Annotated in this window: 12 protein-coding genes; 3 read left to right on the top strand and 9 right to left on the bottom strand. The window is 67.0% G+C overall.

The features are described 5' to 3' along the window. Window positions 1-158 precede the first annotated feature (158 nt). From ACZ0AV_RS22845 to ACZ0AV_RS22835, 3 genes are all read left to right on the top strand, one after another. Window positions 159-1,103, top strand: a complete 945-nt coding sequence (locus tag ACZ0AV_RS22845) for an aliphatic sulfonate ABC transporter substrate-binding protein (RefSeq protein WP_499153126.1) — start codon at window positions 159-161, stop codon at window positions 1,101-1,103. Between the two features lie 99 nt (window positions 1,104-1,202). Further along, window positions 1,203-2,126 carry a sulfurtransferase gene (locus tag ACZ0AV_RS22840; RefSeq protein WP_499153125.1) on the top strand — a complete coding sequence of 308 codons (924 nt, stop codon included), beginning with the start codon at window positions 1,203-1,205 and terminating at the stop codon, window positions 2,124-2,126. Between the two features lie 205 nt (window positions 2,127-2,331). Beyond that, window positions 2,332-3,489 carry a YeeE/YedE family protein gene (locus tag ACZ0AV_RS22835; RefSeq protein ID WP_499153124.1) on the top strand — a complete coding sequence of 386 codons (1,158 nt, stop codon included), beginning with the start codon at window positions 2,332-2,334 and terminating at the stop codon, window positions 3,487-3,489. A gap of 574 nt (window positions 3,490-4,063) precedes the next feature. Here ACZ0AV_RS22835 and recD read toward each other — a convergent pair. The 9 genes from recD to ACZ0AV_RS22790 form a co-directional block, all read right to left on the bottom strand. Continuing rightward, window positions 4,064-6,088 carry an exodeoxyribonuclease V subunit alpha gene (recD, locus tag ACZ0AV_RS22830; RefSeq protein WP_499153123.1) on the bottom strand — a complete coding sequence of 675 codons (2,025 nt, stop codon included), beginning with the start codon at window positions 6,086-6,088 and terminating at the stop codon, window positions 4,064-4,066. Further along, entirely contained in the window at window positions 6,085-9,720 is a 3,636-nt protein-coding gene (recB, locus tag ACZ0AV_RS22825; protein WP_499153122.1) for an exodeoxyribonuclease V subunit beta, read from the bottom strand. Before recB ends, recD begins: the two co-directional genes overlap by 4 nt. Continuing rightward, window positions 9,717-13,169 (bottom strand): exodeoxyribonuclease V subunit gamma, encoded by a 3,453-nt coding sequence (gene recC, locus ACZ0AV_RS22820; RefSeq protein WP_499153121.1) that lies wholly within the window; start codon window positions 13,167-13,169, stop codon window positions 9,717-9,719. The genes recB and recC overlap by 4 nt, the downstream gene beginning before the upstream one ends. 360 nt (window positions 13,170-13,529) lie before the next feature. Beyond that, window positions 13,530-14,177 carry a response regulator gene (locus ACZ0AV_RS22815; RefSeq protein WP_499153120.1) on the bottom strand — a complete coding sequence of 216 codons (648 nt, stop codon included), beginning with the start codon at window positions 14,175-14,177 and terminating at the stop codon, window positions 13,530-13,532. Between the two features lie 404 nt (window positions 14,178-14,581). Further along, window positions 14,582-15,646 (bottom strand): protein-glutamate methylesterase/protein-glutamine glutaminase, encoded by a 1,065-nt coding sequence (locus ACZ0AV_RS22810; RefSeq protein ID WP_499153119.1) that lies wholly within the window; start codon window positions 15,644-15,646, stop codon window positions 14,582-14,584. Window positions 15,647-15,660: 14 nt separating this feature from the next. Beyond that, a complete protein-coding gene (locus ACZ0AV_RS22805; protein ID WP_499153118.1) occupies window positions 15,661-16,473 on the bottom strand; it encodes a CheR family methyltransferase in 813 nt (270 codons plus the stop codon). Then, a complete protein-coding gene (locus ACZ0AV_RS22800; protein WP_499153117.1) occupies window positions 16,470-16,967 on the bottom strand; it encodes a chemotaxis protein CheW in 498 nt (165 codons plus the stop codon). The genes ACZ0AV_RS22805 and ACZ0AV_RS22800 overlap by 4 nt, the downstream gene beginning before the upstream one ends. Window positions 16,968-16,980: 13 nt before the next feature. Then, the gene (locus tag ACZ0AV_RS22795) at window positions 16,981-18,624 is read right to left on the bottom strand and encodes a methyl-accepting chemotaxis protein (RefSeq protein ID WP_499153116.1); all 1,644 of its coding nucleotides are present in this window, start codon (window positions 18,622-18,624) and stop codon (window positions 16,981-16,983) included. Between the two features lie 11 nt (window positions 18,625-18,635). Then, window positions 18,636-20,846 carry a chemotaxis protein CheA gene (locus tag ACZ0AV_RS22790; protein WP_499153115.1) on the bottom strand — a complete coding sequence of 737 codons (2,211 nt, stop codon included), beginning with the start codon at window positions 20,844-20,846 and terminating at the stop codon, window positions 18,636-18,638. Window positions 20,847-20,852: the final 6 nt, after the last annotated feature.

Genomic DNA, 20,852 nt, shown 5'->3' with positions numbered 1-20,852 from the left:
GGCTGCAATCCATCTAAGCTAATTCCTATTAATTATTGGATTCATATTTTTTAGATCGTCTAGTTTGCCTTACCGGATCACCGGACACCCTGCTCAACCCAGACCGTCCCGTGACCCGCCCTTATCCATGGCTGGCCACGCCATTGATGAGGCTCACCATGTCACTGCTCCGCCCTGCGCTGATCGCCGCCAGCCTGCTGCTTGCCCTGCCCCAGGCCAATGCCGATACCCTGCGTATCGGCTATCAGAAATCCTCGACCCTGATCAGCATCCTGAAAACCCAGGGCACGCTGGAAAAAGCCTTGGCCGATCAGGGCGTGCAGATCAGTTGGCATGAATTCCCCAACGGCCAGCCGCTGCTGGAGTCACTCAACGTCGGCAATATCGATCTGTCAGCGGATGTCGCCGATACCGTACCGGTGTTCGCGCAGGCTGCGGGGGCCGAGCTCACTTACTTTGCCCAGGAAGCGCCCTCACCTGCCGCCCAGGCAGTAATCGTTCGCGAAGATTCCCCAATCAACACCCTGGCCGATCTCAAGGGCAAGAAAGTCGCCGTCACCAAAGCCGCCGGCAGCCACTACCTGCTGATCGCCGCACTGGCCAAGGCCGGGCTCACGTTCGGCGACATCCAGCCCGCCTACCTGACCCCCGCCGATGGCCGCGCCGCCTTCGAGAACAAGCGCGTGGATGCCTGGGTGACCTGGGAACCCTTCCTCAGCGGCGCCCAACAACAACTGCCGACCCGAACCCTGGCCGATGGCGAAGGCCTGGCCGACTACCAGCGCTATTACCTGACCAGCACCCGCTTCGCCAAGGCCAACCCCAAGGTGCTCGAAACCGTATTCGCCGAACTGCAAAAGACCGGCGACTGGGTACGCAGCAACCCCCGTGAGGCCGCCGAGCTGCTCGGCCCGTTGTGGGGGAACCTGGACCCGGCCGTCGTCGAGAAAGCCAACGCACGGCGCAGCTATCAGGTGCGCGCCGTACACCCGGGCAGCCTGAAAGAGCAGCAAAAGATCGCCGACGCCTTTTACAAGGAAGGCTTGTTGCCCGCGCCAGTGGATGCCGTGGATGTCGCCACCTGGGCACCAGAGAAGCGCTGACACCAGGGCGCATCACAGGGAGGGCCAGGACGATCAATAGAACTGCCAGAGACACCGACCCAACAACGCCTAATTGCATCAGATGAAAAGGAGCCTCATATGCACATTCGTTCCCTGTTCGGCGCTGGCGTGATCGCCGTCGCCAGCCTGCTGTCCGCGCCCACCTGGGCTGCCAGCGAATTTCTGGTCACCACCGAGTGGCTGGAGAAGAACCTCGACAATCCGAAGGTACGCATCATCGAAGTCAGCGTGGTGCCTGGCGTCTATGAGCGCGGCCATATCCCTGGCGCGGTCAACCTGGCCTGGCACAGCGATCTGGTCGATCCGGTCAGGCGTGACATCGCCAGCCAGGAAGCCCTGCAGAGCCTGCTGCGCCAATCCGGCGTCTCGGACGACACCACCACCATCCTTTATGGCGACCACAACAACTGGTTCGCCGCCTGGGGTGCCTGGGTGTTCGATGTCTACGGCGTGGAGAACGTGAAGCTGCTCGATGGTGGGCGAGTCAAATGGGAAGCGGAAAAACGCACCCTGAGCAACCGCGCCAGCAGCCCGGGCAACGGTAACGTCACCCTCAAGGCCGCCAACAAGGAGCTGCGCGCCTTCCTGCCGGACGTACTGGCCGCTGCGGAAAAACGCAGCGACGCGCAACTGGTGGATATCCGTTCCGCCGATGAATACAACGGCAAGGTCTTCGCGCCTCAGGGGGTACAGGAGCTGGCTGTGCGCGCCGGCCACGTGCCGGGCGCCGTCAACGTTCCGTGGGGCCAGGCCGTCGCTGCCGACGGTACGTTCAAGTCCGCCGAGGAGCTGAAGAAAGTCTACGCAGCCGTGGGCATAGACGGCAGCAAACCGATCATCACCTACTGCCGCATCGGCGAGCGCTCCAGCCACACCTGGTTCGCGCTTAAGAAGATCCTCGGCTACGACGTGCGCAACTACGACGGCTCGTGGACCGAATACGGCAATGCCGTCGGCGTACCCGTAGTCAACGTCGCCGGCACGGTCTGGGGCGGCAAGTAACCCCAGGAAAACACCCTTGACGGGGCGGATGTGCCAGGCGTGGCATCCGCCCCTTTTTATGGCCTGCCATCCATGGCGGCCACCCTACGGGCCGTCGCAAGCGACGTTAAAAATCGCTCCCGGCGATTGTTATGGGCGCCCTCAACGCTACTCGGGATCTGTCCCAATTCCACCCAACGGACAACCGTCAATGGAGCGACCTTCCATGCTCACCTTGCGCACCGGCGGCGCCATCCTGGTTCTCTCTGCCCTGGCCATGGCCGCCTGGCTGCTAGCCACGCCTAGCAACGAAGGACGGGCCCTGAGTTTTTCCCTGCTGGCAGGCGGCCTGTTCGGTGTGCTGCTGCAGCGTTCGCGCTTCTGTTTCTTGTGCGTCAGCCGCGATTTCATCGAACGCCGTGACCCACGCGGCCTGCTCGGCATCCTCGCTGCCCTGGCGGTCGGCACCCTGGGTTATCACGCGGCCTTCGGCGCCTTCCTGCCGGACCCTGCCAGCGGGCGCCTGCCGCCGGACGCCCATATCGGCCCATTGAGCTGGGTATTGGCGTTGGGCGCCGCCCTGTTTGGCCTGGGCATGGCGATTTCCGGGTCGTGCATCAGCGCCCATCTGTACCGTTTGGGCGAAGGCGCCCTGGCCTCGGTGCTCGCACTGCTGGGTGCGCTGATCGGCTTCTTTCTCGGCTTCCTGTGCTGGAACACCCTGTACCTGGCTAGCATCCAGGAGGCCCCGGTGATCTGGCTGCCGGCACAGTTCGGTTACGGCGGCTCGCTACTGCTGCAACTGGCGGTGCTTGGCGGCCTGGCCCATTTGCTGTTGCGCTACCGCAAAAGCGATGAGCCCGGGCGCCCGGACAGTGGCCTGCGCCAATTGTTATTTGGCGCACGATGGCCGACCTGGGTCGGTGGCATCCTGATCGGCACGCTGGCCCTGGCGGCTTACCTGCGCGTCGGCCCGCTGGGGGTAACCGCCGAGCTTGGCAGCCTGTCGCGAACCGCCGCCAACGGGCTGGGCTGGCTGCCTGAGCGCCTGGAAGGTCTGGATGGATTTTCCGGCTGCGCCACCGTGGTGAAGGAAACCCTGCTGTCGAACAATGGCGTTTTCATTCTCGGCCTGGTTTTCGCCGCCTGGGCCAGCGCCCTGCTCGCTGGCGACTGCGCGCCGCGCTGGCCATGCGCTCGGGAGGCCCTGCGTAATTTCGTAGGCGGCGTATTACTCGGCCTGGGCGGCATGCTTGCCTTGGGCTGCACCGTCGGCACCCTGCTCTCCGGCATCATGGCCGGCGCCGCCTCTGGCTGGCTGTTCGCCGTGTTCTGCTTCGCCGGCCTGATCGCCGGGCTGCGCCTGCGCAAGGTGATTGGCTAACGACAAAACCGCAATAGTGAAATCCCGTAGGGTGGGTCACGCTTCACCGACCCACCAGGCCATTCAATGCCGATGGTGGCTGGCGAACATCGATACGCCTTTGAACTGCGCTCCGAACGGGGATCGCAATGGGGGATGAAAAGATCGTCGGCTACGCGCCCCGGCCCACCCTACGGTCTCAACCACGGGCTACCGCATCTCGTAGGGTGGGTCACGCTTCACCGACCCACCAGGCCATTCAATGCCGATGGTGGCTGGCGAACATCGATACGCCTTTGAACTGCGCTCCGAACGGGGATCGCAATGGTGGATGAAAAGAGCATCGGCTACGCGCCCCGGCCCACCCTACGGTCTCAACCACGGGCTACCGCATCTCGTAGGGTGGGTCACGCTTCACCGACCCACCAGGCCATTCAATGCCGATGGCGGCTGGCGAACATCGATACGCCTTTGAACTGCGCTCCGAACGGGGGTCGCAATGGGGGATGAAAAGAGCGTCGCTACGCGCCCCGGCCCACCCTACGGGGTGCTGCGCGGCCCGACCGATCCATCGGGCCATTCACCGGCCAAGGGACTATGTACTGAGCCGCTCCCACAACCCACTCCGGCGTTCGACACGGCGCCCGATGGCGGCCTCGAATATACCGGCGCGGCTTTCGATGAGGCTGAAACAATCGCGGGCGCGGGTGATGCCGGTGTAGACCAGCTCCTTGGTCAGCACAGGATTGAGAGTATCCGGCAGCACCAGGGCGCAATGGGCGAACTCCGAGCCCTGGGACTTATGCACGGTCATGGCGAATACGCTTTCAACGGCGCCGAGCCGGCTTGGCAGGATCGAGCGCAGGCCGCCCGAACCGTCATTGCGCGGGAACACCACACGCAGCGCCGAGCGCACTGGGCCGCCCGCCTCCAGCGCAGGCTCGGGCAAGCGCAGGGCGATACCAATATCGCCGTTCATCAAGCCCAGACCATAGTCGTTACGCGTGACCAGCACCGGACGGCCTTCGTACCAGCCGTGCTCCTGTTCGATCAGCCCGCGCTGCAGCAGGGCATGGGCGATGCGTCCGTTGAGCGCCTCGACGCCCCAGGGCCCCTTGCGTACCGCACACAACAACTGAAAGCGTTCGAACGCCGCCAGCACGCTGGCGCACCAGGTGTCCCAGCGATCATCACCATCAGCCAGATCAGGCCGTTGCCCGTGGAGAATATCCAGGTAGTCGGCATAGCCAACCGGGCGCTCTTCGCTGCCGGGCAGGCCATCCAGCAACAGCCGTTCGAAGGCGCCGTCCTGCTCACCTGCCAGGCGCAGCTGGTGCAGGTCCTTTCCGCCGGCGGCCAACACTTCGCGGGCCTCCATCGCGGCGCCACGATTCACCGCCAGGGCCAGCCGGCCAATGCCGGAACCGCCAGCGAAACGCCGCGAATGACGGAGCATGACAATGTGCTGCGACAGCGCCCGCTCCCCGATCTGCAGCCCTGCCTCGTCAATCCGCTCGCCGGTCTGCCGCGCCAGCCACTCGCGAGTGGCCGGGCTGTAGCCGCCCGCCTCGGCATCACGGCACAGGTCGCCCAGCACCGCGCCGGCCTCCACCGAGGCCAACTGGTCCTTGTCGCCCAGCAGGATCAGGCGCGCGTGGGTCGGCAGGGCAGCAAGCAGATTGGCCATCATTTCCAGGTCGATCATCGAGGCTTCATCGACCACCAGCACATCCAGTGGCAGCGGGTTGGCGGCGTGATGGCGAAAGTGCCGGCTGTCCGGCCGGCTGCCGAGCAGACGGTGCAAGGTGGTGACCGTCTTGGGAATCTGCTCGCGCACCGCTTCGCTGACTGGCAAGGTCGCCACCTGGGCGCCAATGGACTCGGTCAGCCGTGCCGCCGCCTTGCCGGTGGGCGCCGCCAGGCTCAGCCGCAACGGCGCGCCGCGATCCAGTGCAGCCGCCTGCAGCAGGGCCAGCAGGCGTACCACAGTGGTGGTTTTACCGGTGCCGGGGCCGCCGGTGATCAGCGTGAAGCGCGCCCGTGCCGCCAGGGCGCAGGCCAGTTTCTGCCAGTCGGCAAGGCGTTGGCCATCCAGTTCCAGCGGTTCGGGAAACAGCACCGCCAGGCGCTGAGCGAGATCGGCCGGCGCATCCGCCGCCGCGTGCAGGCGCTCGCCGAGGTCGATGGCGACGCTGCGCTCGTAGTCCCAGTATCGGCGCAGGTACAGGCAGGTGCCGTGCAAAACCAGCGGCGCGACCTCGTCTTCGGCATCGTGCAGCAGTGCGCTGTTGGTGCACGCTGTCAGCCAGGCGCCCGTGCTCAGACCGGCCAGCACCTCGGAGGGCAGCAGGCTGACGCCTTCGGCGCCCTCGCCTTCTGGCGGCAGCGACAGCGCCGAATCCGGGTCGGCCAGGGTGGTCTGCAGGTCGAGGCACACATGCCCCTGGCCCAACTGATGGCTGGCCAGTGCCGCGGCCAGCAGCAGCAGAGGCGAGGCCTCGGGATCGAGCTCGGCGAAGAAATGCGCCAGCGTCCGATCCAGCTCGCGCAGCCAGCCGCGCTCGCTCCAGGCTGCCAGCAGGGAGAACAGACCTTCGCGGTTATCGAGCATCGGCGTCATGCCAGGTCCTCCACGGGCTCGCCGAGAAACAGCGCATCCAGTCTTTCGATCAGCGCCCGCTGCGGCCGCGCACGGTACTGCCCAGCGCCCGGTGCGCGCAGAAACAGGTACAGCGCCCCGCCCATGTGCGTGTCGTAGTCGTAATCGGCCAGGCGCAGCCGCAAGTGACGGTGCAGGGCCAGCACGTACAGCACGTACTGCAGGTCGTAACGGTGGCTCGCCACGGCGGCGCTCATGGCCTCGACGGTATAGGCCTGCTCGTCGGCGCCCAGCCAGTTGGATTTGTAATCGACCACGTAGTAACGCCCCTCGTGTTCGAACACCAGGTCGATAAAGCCCTTGAACATGCCGTTGAGGGTGTCGCGGCTCAATTGCGGGCGCGCCACGCCGGGCATTTCAGCGCGCTGCACCAGGGCATCCAGGCGCAGCACGTCGACCCGGCGAGCCTCGAACCAGAACTCCAGCTCCGCCTGGTACTCCGTCAGTTGCGCCAGGCTCGCCGACCGGCCATTGCCCAATGCCATGGGCTGCACCAGCAGGCCCTGCAGCCATAGCCACAGCGGCTCGATCCAGCTTTCCAGGCCGCGTCGCTGGCAGCGTCGCGCCAGGTGCTCACGCAGCATCTGCGGGTCGGCCGCCATGGCTGCAAACCCTTCGGCCGCGGCGATTTCCAGCAGGCCATGGAGGAAGGTGCCGGGGTTCGGCCCACGGGGAAAGCGGTGCAAGCCCTGGGCAGAATGCGGAATCTGCTCCAGCGCCAGGGCAGGATTCTCGTCGTCGCTGGCGATCTGCACGGCAGAGCTGTCCGGGGACAGGTCGTCATGACGCGCCACCACGCTGGCGTCGCCCTCTTCCATGCGCAACGCGCTGTAGGAGGCGATCCACCAGTGCTCGGCGGCACGTCGTAATGGCGTGCGCCATTGTGGCTCGAAGGCGTCGGCCCCCTGCGCGCGGTACGGCTGCTCGCTAGCAACCGGCGCGGGCAACGCCACGCAGCGGGGCGGGTCGGCCAGCGGGCTCAGCCAGTCGAGCAGTTGCCCACTTCGTGCCAGCGGCTGCCCGCCACCAAGCAGGTAACCAAGGGCGCACTGGTGCAGGCGCGACGCCTTGGCGGTGCCGATCTTCAGGTCGGCGATACCCAGCCAGCAGGCGTGCTGGGCGCGGGTCAGCGCCACATAGAGCAGGCGCAGGTCTTCGCCCAGACGTTCCTGCTCGGCCTGGGCCAGGCTGTCTTCATCCGGTTTGAGCAGCAGCCGGCGACGCTCGCCGTCATGTACCTGCACGGGTTTCTTGTCGTCCAGCGGGCGGAAGGAACAGATGAAGGGCAGGAACACCAGCGGGTATTCCAGGCCCTTGGATTTGTGAATGGTCACCACCCGCACCAAGGCATCGTCGCTTTCCAGGCGCAGCACCTGCTCCTCGGCAGCCTGCCCGCGCCCGGCCAGGCACTCGCCCAGGTGGCGGATCAGCGCCAGCTCGCCGTCCAGCTCGGCGGCGGCCAGTTGCAGCAGCTCGGCCAGGTGCAGCAGGTTGGTCAGCACCCGCTCGCCGTCCGGGCGGCTCATCAACCGTTGCGGCAGACCGAAATCCTGCAGCAGCTGGCGCAGCATCGGCAGCACGCCCTGGCGCTGCCAGCGCTGGCGGTAACCGCGGAACTGCATGACTCGCGCCTCCCAGAAGCGCTCGTCGAGGTTCAGTTGCTCCAACTCGGAGAGGCTCAGGCCCAGGGTCGAGCTGGCCAGCGCCGCGCGCAACGGGCGATCCTGATCGGGCTCGGCGCAGGCGCGCAGCCACAGCAGCAGGTCATGGGCTTCGACGGTGGCAAATACCGAGTCCTTGTCCGACAGGTACACGCTGCGCACGCCCCGAGCCGCCAGCTCGCCACGAATCGCCTGGGCCTCCTTGAAATCGCGCACCAGCACGGCGATATCGCTGGGGCGCAGGGGCGTCAGCGTGCCCTCCTTGAGAAAGCCGGCACGCTGCTGCTGGCCAAGCACCAGCAGGCGAACGATCTCGCTCGCCGCGCTGGCGGCCAGGGCATCCAGGTAGCGGCCCTTGGCGATGGCTTCGTCGCTGGCCAGGTGCCAGAGATTGAGTGCCGGCTGCGCCTCGCCTTCCACGGTCCAGACTTCCTTGCGCCCCTGGGCGCCGACCGCCAGGAACGGCAGGTCGTCGCGCAGCAGAAAAGCGCCCTGCCCGCCTGCGCGAGTCTCGGCCAGCCCGAACAGCCGGTTGACCGCCGCGACCATGGGCTCGCTGGAACGGAAGTTGGTGTCCAGGTTGTAGTGCCGCCCGGCGGTGGCTCGGCGCGCACGCAGGTAGGTGTGGATGTCCGCACCGCGAAACGAATAGATGGCCTGCTTCGGGTCGCCGATCATGAACAGGCCACAGTCGTCGCGATTCGCGTCCACCTGATAGAGCGTGTCGAAGATGCGGTACTGCAGCGGATCGGTGTCCTGGAACTCGTCGATCAGCGCGACCGGGAACTGCTGGCGAATCACCTCGGCCAGGCGCGGGCCGCTGTCGCCCTGCAGGGCGTCGTCCAGACGGCTGAGCATGTCGTCGAAGCCCATCTCGGCGCGCTGGCGTTTCTCGCGGTCGAAGCGCTGGCGAATCCAGGTGGCGGCGTGACGCAACGCGGCATCCCCCGGCGCGGGCAATGCCTCGAGCTCGGCCCTGAGCGTGGCCATGGCCTCCAGCGCCGGATGCGCGGGTGGCGAGCCGACTTTCCAGGCTTCGGCCAGGCCGTCGGGGGTCAGCCGCATGAAGCCGGTACCGATATCCAGCTCGTCGTCATCGCCCAGTGCCCAGGCGCGCAGTTTGTCGAACCAGGGTTTGTAGTAGCGCGCCTGCAACTTCCGGGCATCCACCTGTTTCTCGGCTGCCGCCTGGTCGAGCAGGCCTTGCAGCGCGTCGGCCCAGCTTGCCCAGGGTTGCTTGAGGGCGAGCAGCGCGCGCTGACGCGCCTGCAGGGTGCCGTCCAGAAGATCGCCAAGGGCCAGGGCGGCGGCGCCATCGCTCTCGCCGAGCAGCGGGCGGATGCGCTGGCCCAGCTCGTCGGGCGCGCCCCAGTTTTCCGCCACCCAGTCGAGGGCCAGGCCCTGCAGCGGGTAGCAATGCTGGCGCCAATAGTCGCGCACCACTTCGGCAAGCAGCTCGCTGTGGTCGGTTTCCAGGGTCTGGCTGAACAGACTGCCGCTGTCGAAGGCGTGCTCGCGCAGCATGCGCTGGCACCAGCCGTGGATGGTCGACACCGCGGCCTCGTCCATCCACTGCGCGGCCAGTTCCAGCCGGCGGGCGCACTCGGACCATTGGCTGGCAGCGAAGTCGGCCTTCAGGGTGGCCAGCAAGGCATCGCCCTGGGCGTCGCCGCGAAACACCGTGGCCGCCTCCACCAGGCGCGCACGAATGCGGTCGCGCAGCTCGCGGGTGGCGGCATCGGTGAAGGTCACCACGAGAATTTGCGGCGGCAGCAAGGGCTCTCGAAACGCCGCCTCGCCACCGTGACGAAGGATCAGGCGCAGGTACAACGCCGAGATGGTGTAGGTCTTGCCGGTACCGGCGCTCGCCTCGATCAGGCGGCTGCCGTGCAGCGGAAAGCTTAGTGCCAGGGGGCGTGTCGGCTGACTCATGGCTGGTCGTCCTTGAGCTCGGTGATGCCGGCATCGAGCAGTGATCCGTAGAGCACGGCGCCCCAGTGAGCGAACTGGCCGCCGTCGTGCAGAAGGGCTTCGAAATCCGGGTACTGGCGTGCCAGGCTGGCGCTCTGCTGCACTTCACCGGTGACCAGGTGGCCGCCCTCGTAAACCTTGCGCGCGGCGTCCAGCGCCAGGTTCTCATCATCGCTCTTGTCGAGCTGAGCGAACCAGGCCGCTACCGTTCTGATCGCCACCGGCAGCGGTGCCTGCATGCCTGCAGCAAAGGCCTGCAGCCAGTGCTGCAGGATGCGCTCGCCGTCAGCCTGGGTCAGCGGCTCGAAGGCCAGACGCACGTCCTCGGCGACCAGCAGGGTGGTCAGCGGATGCCCACAGGCAGCGGCCACCACGTGGTTGACCCAGGGCCTGAGCAGGCGATGCCATTTGTACGAACGATCCTTGCGCTTCAGGTCACCGGCTTGCAGTTCCAGGCGCGCCAGGCCGTCGCCGCCACTGCGCAGCTCGCCGAGCCAGTCCTCCAGCGCCAGGCCGGCATGGGCGAAGCTCAGGCGAATCGGCGATGGCAGGCGAGCGGGCCAGCATGCCAGCAGGGCTTGATAGCCGCGCAGTTGCGCCGGCATCGGTTCGAGCAGTTGCGCGCGCAGGCGATCACCGAAACCCGCCACCGGCAGCAGGCCGCTGCGCTGGATACGCTGCGCGGCCCGTGCCAGCGCCGCGTCGACACCCTGCTGCTCGTCCAGCGCCAGGGCGGCGGCTTGCAGCAGTTGCTGCTGGACCTGATGACGCTGCAAGCCATCCAGCGCGAAGGGCTCGGCATCCAGCTCGGCCTGCTCGGCTTCGTCCAGGTGCACCTTGAGGCGCCCGGTGAAGAAGTGCTTTACCGGGTCACGCAGGAAACGCTGCAAGGTTTCCAGGCTGAGCGCATCGTCCGCCTGGTAAGTGCCCAGCGGCTGCTGGCTGGTTGCTGCCAGCGGCGCACGGTGGGAGGCGGCCCATTCGTGCACGTAGCTGAACAGCGGCCCCTCGCCGGAAAAATAGCGGCGACTGAAGGGTTGCAGCGGGTGCTCGGTGGTCAGGGCGTGGAGCAGATCACCGCCATCGGCCAGGCGCCAGGCGCTGCCCAGGTGGTCGCGCAACTGGCCGACCAGAACCGACGGCGGCCGCTCGGTGTTGTCGCGAATGCTGCGCCCTACCCAGCTGATATAAAGGCGCTCGCGCACCGCCAACAGCGCTTCGAGCAGCAGGTAACGGTCGTCTTCGCGGCGTGAGCGGTCACCGGGGCGGTAGTCGCCGCCCATCAGGTCGAAGTCCAGCGGCGCCTGGCTGCGCGGGTAGTCGCCGTCATTCATGCCCAGCAGGCACAGGTGGCGGAACGGGATGGCGCGCATCGGCATCAGCGTGCACACGTTCACCGCACCCGCCAGAAAACGCTGGCTCAGGCCACCCTGGTCGAGCCCGCCCAACCAGGCCTCGCGAACCACCGCCAGCGGCAAGGCGTCCTGCAGGCTTGCCGCCTCACACAGCTCCAGCCAGGTTTCCAGGGCATCCTGGGCCTGGTTGCGCAGCACTTCGTCGCGCTCGTCCTGGGGCAGGAAAAAGTCCTCCAGCAAGGCACGCAGGCGCTCGCCCCAGGTCACCGGCAGCAGCGTTTCGGCAAGGCTGTCGCAGTGACTCGCCAGGGCATCCAGCAAACGCGTCACCGGGCCGATAAGCGCCGCATCCAGGCCGCCGATCTCGTCATAGGGCTCGATCCCCGCACGCGCCCCGGCGCCGCCGACGGCATAGCCGAGCAGCATGCGGCGCAGGCCGAAGCGCCAGCTGTTCTGCTCCAGCCCGGCGCCCAGGCCGAGGGTTTCGCGCTGCGCGGCGTCCAGCCCCCAGCGTACGCCGGCGCCTTCCAGCCAGCGGCGCAGCAGCGGCAACTGATCTTCGCCAATCGCGAAACGCGCACGCACCGCGGCCACGTCCAGCAGGTCGAGAATCTCGCTCACGCTGAAGCGGCTGTCGGGCAGGCGCAGCAGGTGCTCCAGGGCGATCACCAGGGGCTCCTTGCCGCGCAGCCCCTGGTCCGCCAGGGTGAAGGGAATGAAGCGCGCATCGTCGCTGGCGAACTGGCCGAACACCGCGCGGATATGCGCGGCGTAGTTGTTCACGTCCGGCACCATGACGATGATGTCGCGCGGGCGCAGCGTCGGGTCTTCGCTGAACGCAGCCAGCAGGTGGTCGTGCAGCACCTCCACCTCGCGCTGGGCACTGTGGGCGACATGGAAGCGCAGCGAGCGGTCCTGTTGCGGGTCGATCGCCGGCCAGCGCGTGCGGCTTTCTTCGACCGGGCGCAGGTCAAGAATGTCGTTGTGCAACTGGCCGAGCAGAGTGCCCTCGTCCATCGGGCTGAACAGGTCGATGCGCTCGAACTGCTCGCGGTAGCGCTGCGGCTCGTCGTACTGGTCGAGCAGGTTGATGTAGTCGCGGCCCTGCTTGCCCCAGGAGGCCAGCAGCGGCTGGCCGTGCTGGTGCAGTTCCACGGCGTCGAACAAGCCCAGCTGGCCGACCTGCCCCGCCTGGCCCCCGGCCTTGCGCTTTTGCCGGCGGTACTCGTGGCGCAGCAGGTCCTTGTCTTCGACGATGTCGCCCCAGTGGTGCTGCGACGGGTTGTGCACGTAGAGCATCACCTGGCTGAAGCGCGCCATGGCCGCCAGGGCCTCGAGCATCTGCGCCGGTAGCGAGGAAATACCGAACACCGTGACCCGGCGTGGCAGGCCGCTGGGCGGCGCCTCCAGCTCGGCCAGCCTGGCGACGAAGCGCGGATGTACGCCGGCGCGGCTCTGCGACAGATGTTCCTCGCCAACATCGGCCAGCAGGGTGCGCCACAGCAGCGGCTGCCAGAGCGCGGTTTCATCGAGCGGGCGCACGCCACCACGAGCGTTGCGCAACTGATCGAGCCCCTCGGCCCAATCGGCCAGCCAGTCGGCGCGGTAGACCTGGTACTGGTCGAACAGGTCCGCCAGGCGCTCGGCCAACTGATGGCGCTTGCGCAGGTCGGCATCGTCGGCCAGAAAGCGCCGCAGCGGCGCGAAGCACGGTTCGCCGAGCAGGCTGGGCAGCAGGCGCATCAGCCGCCAGGTCAGCGGCGCCTTGTCCAGCGGCGACTGCTGGGGAATCGCCTCGCTGCCCAGCACGCTGCGGTAGGCCTGCCAGAGAAAGCGCGCCGGCAGGCTCACGTCGGTGGCGGCAGCGATGCCGCAGCCCTCCTGTTCGGCGAGCGCCAGCTTGAGCCATTGGGCGATGCCGTTGCTCTGCACCAGCAGCACCTCGTTCTCCAGCGGCCGCAACGGGTACCGGCGCATCCACTCCACCGCCAGGGCACGCAGCTCCTCGAGGCGGTTGCCATGGATGACGATCAGACCGGGGTTCAACGCCGACATGGATGAGGTTCTCACGCGTGCAAAGGCAAAGGGTGAATGATGACAGAGCGCGGCGCCAGGGTGGGAGGCGAGGCGACAATTGATTGCCTCACCACGCGCGAACCTGGGCAGAACCGCTGCGCGGCTGTGAGCTGGAGGCTGGAGGCTGGAGGCTGGATGAGCGACGCCGGTGATGAGCTGTCGACTCGCCCTTGCCGAAGATTTGCCATGGGCGGCCCGGTGGGAAGGCGGCACGACCAGCCTGGTGAATCGCTGGCGCCCGGACCAGCGGGCAAGGCTGCGCTGCCAGGGCCTGGTCAGCCCTCCTGGCTGGCCAACGCGCCGGGCCCCAGCGAAGCCCCTTGCGCCCCCAACGGGCGTTCAGTCGTCTGGGGTGATCAGCCCTTCGCGCACCGCATACAGCACCAACCCCGGCACGTCGTGGATATGCAGGCGGCGCATGATCTGCGCACGGTGCGCCTCCACCGTCTTCACGCTGAGGCCAAGGCCGTCGGCAATCGCCCGGGTCGAGGCGCCACGGGTGATCAGACGCAGCATCTCGATCTGCCGCGCAGTCAGGTTGCTTTCCGCGGGAATCGCCTTGACGTGGGCCAGAGCCTGGTCGATCACATAACGGGCCACCGCCGCGCTCAGGTAACGGTCACCGCGGCCCACGGCGCGCAATGCCATGTGCAGCTCGGACATGGCCGCATCCTTGAGCAGGTAGCCCGCGGCGCCGCGCTCCAGGGCCTCCAGCACCACCTTGGCATCGGTGTGCATCGACAGCATGAGAATGCGCGAGCCCGGCACCTCGCGACCGATCACTTGCAGCGCGTCGAGGCCGCTGAGCCGGTTCATGGTCACATCCAGCAGGATGATGTCCGGCATCAGGGCGCGCGCCATGGCGATGGCCTGGTCGCCGTCCTCGGCCTCGCCCACTACCTCGTACCCCTCCAGTTCATTGATCATCGCCTTCACACCGACGCGTATCAGCGCGTGGTCGTCTGCCAGCAGTAACCTGCACGTCATGGCACCGTCTCTTGTCTCGCTCCAGTGGGGAGCCGCGACGTCCCTTGCAGCCGCGGCTTATCCGTATCGCGCCCTCAAGCGACGACCGGATACGTCGAGCCTGTTCATTTCCTTGCCTGGCACCCACGCGGTGACAGCGACATGAATCGGCAGCCGGCGCGGCCTGCGCGAGGCGCCAGCACTGCAATGGGCCGTTAAGCCGGCCCGCGCCCGCCCGGGCCAACCGTCGCCCGGCCGCCGTGCTCGATGGCGGCATGCCCTGGTTGCGCTGATCATCACGATGCGGCTACGCAAAGATTGTGAACATGCTCTTACAAATGAGCATAGCCGGCCTTTGCCGTTCGCCCAGGCGGAGAAACGCTGCGCCTGGCCATGCCGGCTAGAGAGAAGCGCGGGCGCGGGCGTCAGCCGGTGGCATAACCGACATGCTGGAGGATGGTACGCGGCAGGTTCGACAGCGATTCGCTGAGCTGCGCGGCGCCCAGCTTGAGCGCTTCCTTGGGCATGCCAAAGACCACACAGCTGGCCTCGTCCTGGGCGATGGTGCAGCCGCCCGCCTCGCGCATGGCCAGCAGGCCACGGGCGCCGTCGTCGCCCATGCCGGTCATGATCACCCCCACGGCGTTCTGCCCCACATGCCGGGCCACCGAGCGAAACAGCACATCCACCGAGGGTTTGTGGCGATTCACCGGCGGGCCGTCGAGCACCTCCACCACGTACTGGGCGCCACTGCGCCTGACCTGCAGGTGGCGCCCGCCCGGAGCGATCAGCGCCAGGCCCGGCAGTACGCGGTCCATGTGCCGCGCCTCGCGCACCTCGATGCGGCACAGGCCATTGAGGCGCTGGGCGAAGGCCGCGGTGAACTTCTCCGGCATGTGCTGCACCACCACGATGCCGGGACAGTCGACCGGCAGGCGGCTGAGCAGCACCTCAAGGGCCTGGGTACCGCCGGTGGAGGTGCCCAGAGCGATCACCCGGTCGGTGGTGTTGAAGCGCATCGGCTCGGCGGCCGCCGGTGGCTGGGCCGCGGCGGTTTCGCTGGGGCGCCCGGGCAGTGGCCGGGGTCGGCTGCGCGAGGCCTGCTCGATCTGGCGGATCAGTTCGCCGGAAAGCTGCTGCAGGTTGTCCTTGAGGCCCAGGCGCGCCTTGGTGAACACGCCCACCGCGCCAGCCGCCAACGCCTCGAGGGTCAACGGCGCGCCGGCCTCGGTCAACGACGAGCAGATGATGCAGGGGGTCGGCCGCTCGGCCATGATCTTCCTGAGAAAGGTGATGCCGTCCATGCGCGGCATCTCCACGTCGAGCAGCAGCACGTCGGGCCACTGGCGCTTCATCTTGTCCAGGGCAAACAGCGGGTCGGCGGCCTGGCCGATCACCTCGATGCCCGGGTGGTTACCCAGGCAGGTGCTCAGTACCTGGCGCACCAGCGCCGAGTCGTCGACGATGAAAACCTTGATGGGCGTGGGCATCGTGGATGGCTCCCTCATGCCCGCTCGAACACCGAGGGGCGAATGCTGCGCAGTGGCAGGTTCATGCCATGCAGGCTTTCGGCATGACCGATGAACAACAGGCCGCCGGGACGCAGGCAGCCCAGGAGCTGACGCACGATGGCGGCCTTGTCGGTGTTGGAAAAGTAGATCAGCACGTTGCGCAGGAATATCGCGTCGAACACGCCAAGGTCCGAAGGCAGCGGCTGCATCAGGTTGACCTCCTCGAAGCACACGCGCTGGCGCAGCTCGTCGCGTACCCGGAACAGCCCATCGCTCTCTCCCACCCCGCGCAGGCAGTGACGCTGCAGCAACCCCTCGGGAAACTGCCGGGCCTGCTCCAGGGAATAGGTAGCACGCCGCGCCTTTTCAAGGATGCGCTGGCTGAGGTCGCTGGCATGGATCGACCAGTCCAGGTGGCCGGCCTGCTCCGCCAGGGTAATGGCCATGCTGAAGGCTTCCTCGCCCGACGAGCTGGCAGCGCTCCACAGGCGCAGCGAGCGCTTCTGGCGTTTGGCCCACTCGCCGAGAAACACGAAATGCTGCGGTTCACGGAAGAAGTAGGTCTCGTTGGTAGTGAGCAGGTCGACCACCAGCCGCCGTTCACGCTCCTCGCCGGCCTGGCGGATCAGTTGCACGTACTCCCGGTAGCCGGCTACCGCCCTGGCGCGCAGGCGTGACATCAGCCGCCCGGCCACCAGCATGCGCTTGTGGTCCGCCAGCTTGATGCCCGACACCTCGTTCATCAGGCGCTGCAGGTGGCGAAAATCCTCGTCGGCCAGCAGCGGCAAACCGTTCTCGCTGCTCATCCGCCAGCCTGCCCCGCCTGAATCAGGTGCAGGATATCCTCCAGCGAGAGGATCCGCGGCACATCGAGGATGATGGTGAAACCGCGTTCGTCGCGTGCCATGCCGGCGATGAATTCGGTGCGGATACCCACACCGAAGGCAGGCGTCGGCTCGATCTCGCGGGCTTCGATGTCCAGCACCGCGTCCACCGCGTCGACCACCAGGCCAATGCGCTGATCGATACCCTGCAGGCTCAGCTCGATGATTACGATGCAGGTCCGCCGGCCCGCCACGCTGCGCGACAGGCCGAAGCGCGCCGCCAGATCGAGCACCGGCACCACGCTGCCGCGCAGGTTGATCACGCCGTGGATGAACGCGGGCATCATCGGCACCCCGGTTACCCGGCCATACTCGATGATTTCCCGCACGCCATCCACTGGCAGCCCATAGCGCGTGTCACGCACGCGAAAGGACAGGTACTGGGTGGTGGCATCGGCCTCCAGCACTGCATTCATTTGCCCACCCCCCTCAGTTGAAGCTGACGAACTGGCCGTCGTCGGCCAGGTTGGCCACGCCCCGCCGCGGGCTCGGGCGCAGCTCGCGCACCACGGCATTACGCACTGCGGGCATCGCGGGCTGGCTGCTGCGCTGCTCGGCAGCGCCCAGGCGGAAGTAGCTGATCAGTTCCTGCAGTTGGCTGGCCTGGGCGTTCATCTCCTCGGCGGTGGCCGCCAGTTCCTCGGAGGCCGAGGCGTTCTGCTGGGTGATCTGGTTCATCTGGCCCATGGCGATGTTGATCTGCGCCGCACCGGCACTCTGCTCCTGGGAAGCGGCAGTGATCTCCTGCACCAGGTCCGAGGTGCGCTGGATGTTCGGCACGATCTGCTGCAGCAGGGCCCCGGCCTTCTCCGCCAGTTGCACGCTGTTGCCGGCCACGCTGCCGATCTCCTGGGCAGCCACCTGGCTGCGCTCGGCCAGCTTGCGCACTTCCGCGGCGACCACCGCGAAGCCCTTGCCATGATCGCCGGCACGCGCTGCCTCGATGGCGGCGTTGAGCGCCAGCAGGTTGGTCTGGTAGGCGATATCGTCGATGATGCCGATCTTGTCGGCGATCTGCTTCATGGCACGCACCATGTCTTCCACTGCACGGCCACCCTCGACCGCGTCATTGGCCGCCTTGCCGGCGATGCCGTCGGTAACCTGGGCGCTGTCGGTGTTCTGGGCGATGGAGGCGGACATCTGCTCCACCGAGGCGGTGGTTTCCTCGACCCCGGCAGCCTGTTCGGTGGCGGCCTGGCTCAGCGACTGGGAGGTGGCGCTGACTTCCTCGGAAGCCGAGGACAGCTGGTCGGCGGCGCTGCGCACATCACCGATGACCGTGCGCAGGCGCTCGGCCATGCCATTCATGGAGGCCAGCAGGCGGCCGGTTTCGTCGCTGCGGTCGACCAGCGCCGAGCCGCTCAGGTCGCCCCTGGCCAGGTCGTCGGCCAGGTTCACCGCACGGTTGAGCGGCTGGGTGATGCTGCGGGTGACGAAGATGCCGACGGTGAAACCCACCAGGGCGGCGATCAGCACCAGGACGATCATCTGCAGGCGCGAGTCCTCGTAGATGGCGCTGATGCCCTCGTTGGCTTCCTTGGCACGCATCTTCTTCTGCTCGACCAGCGCGCTGATGGTGCGGTCGGCGGCGTTGCCGTCCTGGCGCAGTTGCGGCAGCAGCGCAGTGGATGCGCTGGCCTCGGCCAGCACATCGCTTTCCTGGTTCAGTTGCAGCACCTTGGCGACGGTGGCTTCGTACACGGCCAGCTCGCGGTCCAGGTCCTCCAGCTGCGCAAGGGCCTCGGGCGTGCTGAAGCTCGACCGGGCCTTCTCCATGTTCTCGTGCATGGACTTGATGGCCTGGGCCACCTGGGCACGACTGGCCTCGCGCTCCTGCGCCGAAGTGGCCAGCATCACGCTGCGCAGATGGCGCCCGGCGTACACCAGGTCCAGGTTGGCGTTCTGCATGCGGTCGAGCGCCATCATTTCGCGCTCGTACATGCGGTCAGACAGCGTGTTGACCTTGGCCAGGTTGAAGATACCCAGGGCGCCGACCAGGGCGGTCAGGATCACCACCAGGGTAAAGCCGGCGATCAGGCGCACGCCGATTTTCATGTTGCGGATAAATTTCATGGTGGTTTCTCCTACGCGCCGATCGTTTCGGTACGCGACTGGGTGGGGCGCGAGTCGAGCTCGAGGTTATGTTGCAGATGGCGGAACAGGCTGACGATGTCGAGGATCAGGGCGATTTGCCCGGAACCGAGAATGGTCGACCCGCCGATACCCTGCAGGTGCTGGAACAGCAGGCCGAGCGGCTTGATCACGGTCTGCAGTTCGCCATGCAGGTGGTCGACGATCAGGCCGGCCTGTTGGCGACCGATGTTGACCACCACCACGTTGCGCCGCTTGCCGCGGCCAGCCGGCAGGCGGAAGTGGGCGGCCAGGTCGATGCACGGCAGCGGTCGCCCGCGCAGGTCGAGGCAGCCGTAGGCGCCTTCGGCCAGGGGCGTGTCGTTCAGCTCCAGGCATTCGGTGACCATGTCCAGCGGCACCACGAAGTGCTCGTCGCCGAGGCTCACGTGGAAGCCGTCGATGATCGCCAGGGTCAGCGGCAGGCGAATGCGGAAGGTGCTGCCCAGGCCGGGCCGCGAGTCGATTTCGATGGTACCGCGCAGCGCATCGATGGCGCTGCGCACCACATCCATGCCCACGCCACGCCCGGACAGATCGGACACCGCATCGGCGGTGGAAAAGCCGGCCGCGAAGATCAGCATGTGCACGTCTTCATCGGCCAGGCTGGCCTGGCCGTCGATCAGCCCGCGCTCGATGGCCTTGGCGCGAATCCGCGCGGTGTTCAGGCCGTGGCCGTCGTCACTGACCTCGATGACGATCATTCCCGACTCATGATAGGCGTTGAGTGACAGCCGACCTTCGGCGGGCTTGCCTGCGGCCACGCGCTGCTCGGCCGACTCGATGCCATGGTCGATGGCGTTGCGCACCAGGTGCGTGAGCGGGTCGGCGAGCTTGTCGATGACCGACTTGTCCAGGTCGGTATCGGCGCCGCGGATTTCCAGGCGGATGTCCTTGCCCAGTTGCTGGCTGACGTCACGCACCACCCGGTGGAAGCGGTTGAAGGTGTCGCCGATCTCGATCATGCGCAGCTTGAGCGCCGCTTCGCGAATCTGCTCGACGTACTGGTTGACCGCCTTGGCGCTTTCCAGGCAGGCGGCGTTGCCGTGCGCCTGGGCCTGCAGCTGGGCGCCAGCGGCACCGATCACCAGTTCGCCGACCAGGTCGATCAACTCGTCGAGCTTGCAGGCGGCGACGCGCACCTGGGCGCTCTCCACCGGCTTGCGCTCGCGCACTGCCTTCTGCTTGGCCAGGGCGGCGTTGACCGCCTGCGGGGCGACCATGCCCTCTTCCACCAGCACCGCACCCAGCGGGGGCTTGAGCGCCGTGGCGCCGGCCTGCAGGGCCAGGCCCTGCTCCAGCTCGTGCTCGGTGAGCAGGCCGGCGGAAACCAGGATCGAGCCGATCCGCTCATCGGTTTCCGGCAGCGCCTGGATCAGGCGGATGTAGTCGTCAAGGGCGCTGTCCGGCGGCAGGATGCGCAGGGTGCAGAAGTCCTGGATGAATTCGAAGACCTCTTCGATCTGCGCCTTGCTGCCTTCGCTGCACAGGTCGATTTCCAGCCCGGCGTAGCAGGCTTCGGCATCCAGTTGCGCGAGCGCGGGCAGGCCATCATCGATGACCCGCACGCTGAGCAGGTCACCCAGGCGCTGCAGGTAGCGGACGAAGGCGATGGGATCGAAGCCGTTGCGCAGCAGCTCGGCATCGAAACGCAGGGAGATGTGCCAGGCGGACTCCTTCACGCAGCCACCACAGTGCTCCAGCGAACCCTTGCCAACGCAGCGGCTGGCGGCCTCGGTAGCGCTGCAGGCGATCAGCGCCTGGGTAGCGGGCGTCCCGTCGAGGGCCTCGAGCAGTTGCGCCTGGTGCGTGGCATCCACGTCCAGGGTGCCGCTGTCGACGTCGATCATGTCTACCATCGTGGCCACTTCGTCGAGGCAGCGCAGCAGGATTGATACCTGGCCCGGCAGCAGCGGCTGCACGCCGTCGCGCACCGCCATCAGCAGACTTTCCAGGTGATGGGTGAACTGCACGATGGGCGTCAGGGAAAACAGCCCGGCCGAGCCCTTGAGGGTATGCATGGCGCGGAACAGGCCGTTGATGGCCTCGACATCGTCCGGCGCCGTCTCCAGTTGCAGCAGATGGTCCTCGGCCTGCTTGACCAGGTCCCGGGCTTCTTCGACGAAGCCTTGCAGCAGCTGACTCCATTGATCCTTGTCGAACATGGATGC

This window comes from Pseudomonas sp. AC532, assembly GCF_979258965.1.
The sequence above is the reverse complement of the archived record's forward strand: the minus strand, read 5'-3'. Positions and strand labels throughout refer to the sequence as shown.

Coding starts and splice junctions, on each gene's coding strand:
- ACZ0AV_RS22790 (WP_499153115.1), bottom strand. CDS start 20,846: ATGTTCGACAAGGATCAATGGAGTCAGCTGCTGCAAGGCTTCGTCGAA.
- recC (WP_499153121.1), bottom strand. CDS start 13,169: ATGTCGGCGTTGAACCCCGGTCTGATCGTCATCCATGGCAACCGCCTC.
- ACZ0AV_RS22835 (WP_499153124.1), top strand. CDS start 2,332: ATGCTCACCTTGCGCACCGGCGGCGCCATCCTGGTTCTCTCTGCCCTG.
- ACZ0AV_RS22845 (WP_499153126.1), top strand. CDS start 159: ATGTCACTGCTCCGCCCTGCGCTGATCGCCGCCAGCCTGCTGCTTGCC.
- ACZ0AV_RS22800 (WP_499153117.1), bottom strand. CDS start 16,967: ATGAATGCAGTGCTGGAGGCCGATGCCACCACCCAGTACCTGTCCTTT.
- ACZ0AV_RS22810 (WP_499153119.1), bottom strand. CDS start 15,646: ATGCCCACGCCCATCAAGGTTTTCATCGTCGACGACTCGGCGCTGGTG.
- ACZ0AV_RS22795 (WP_499153116.1), bottom strand. CDS start 18,624: ATGAAATTTATCCGCAACATGAAAATCGGCGTGCGCCTGATCGCCGGC.
- ACZ0AV_RS22805 (WP_499153118.1), bottom strand. CDS start 16,473: ATGAGCAGCGAGAACGGTTTGCCGCTGCTGGCCGACGAGGATTTTCGC.
- recD (WP_499153123.1), bottom strand. CDS start 6,088: ATGACGCCGATGCTCGATAACCGCGAAGGTCTGTTCTCCCTGCTGGCA.
- recB (WP_499153122.1), bottom strand. CDS start 9,720: ATGAGTCAGCCGACACGCCCCCTGGCACTAAGCTTTCCGCTGCACGGC.
- ACZ0AV_RS22840 (WP_499153125.1), top strand. CDS start 1,203: ATGCACATTCGTTCCCTGTTCGGCGCTGGCGTGATCGCCGTCGCCAGC.
- ACZ0AV_RS22815 (WP_499153120.1), bottom strand. CDS start 14,177: ATGACGTGCAGGTTACTGCTGGCAGACGACCACGCGCTGATACGCGTC.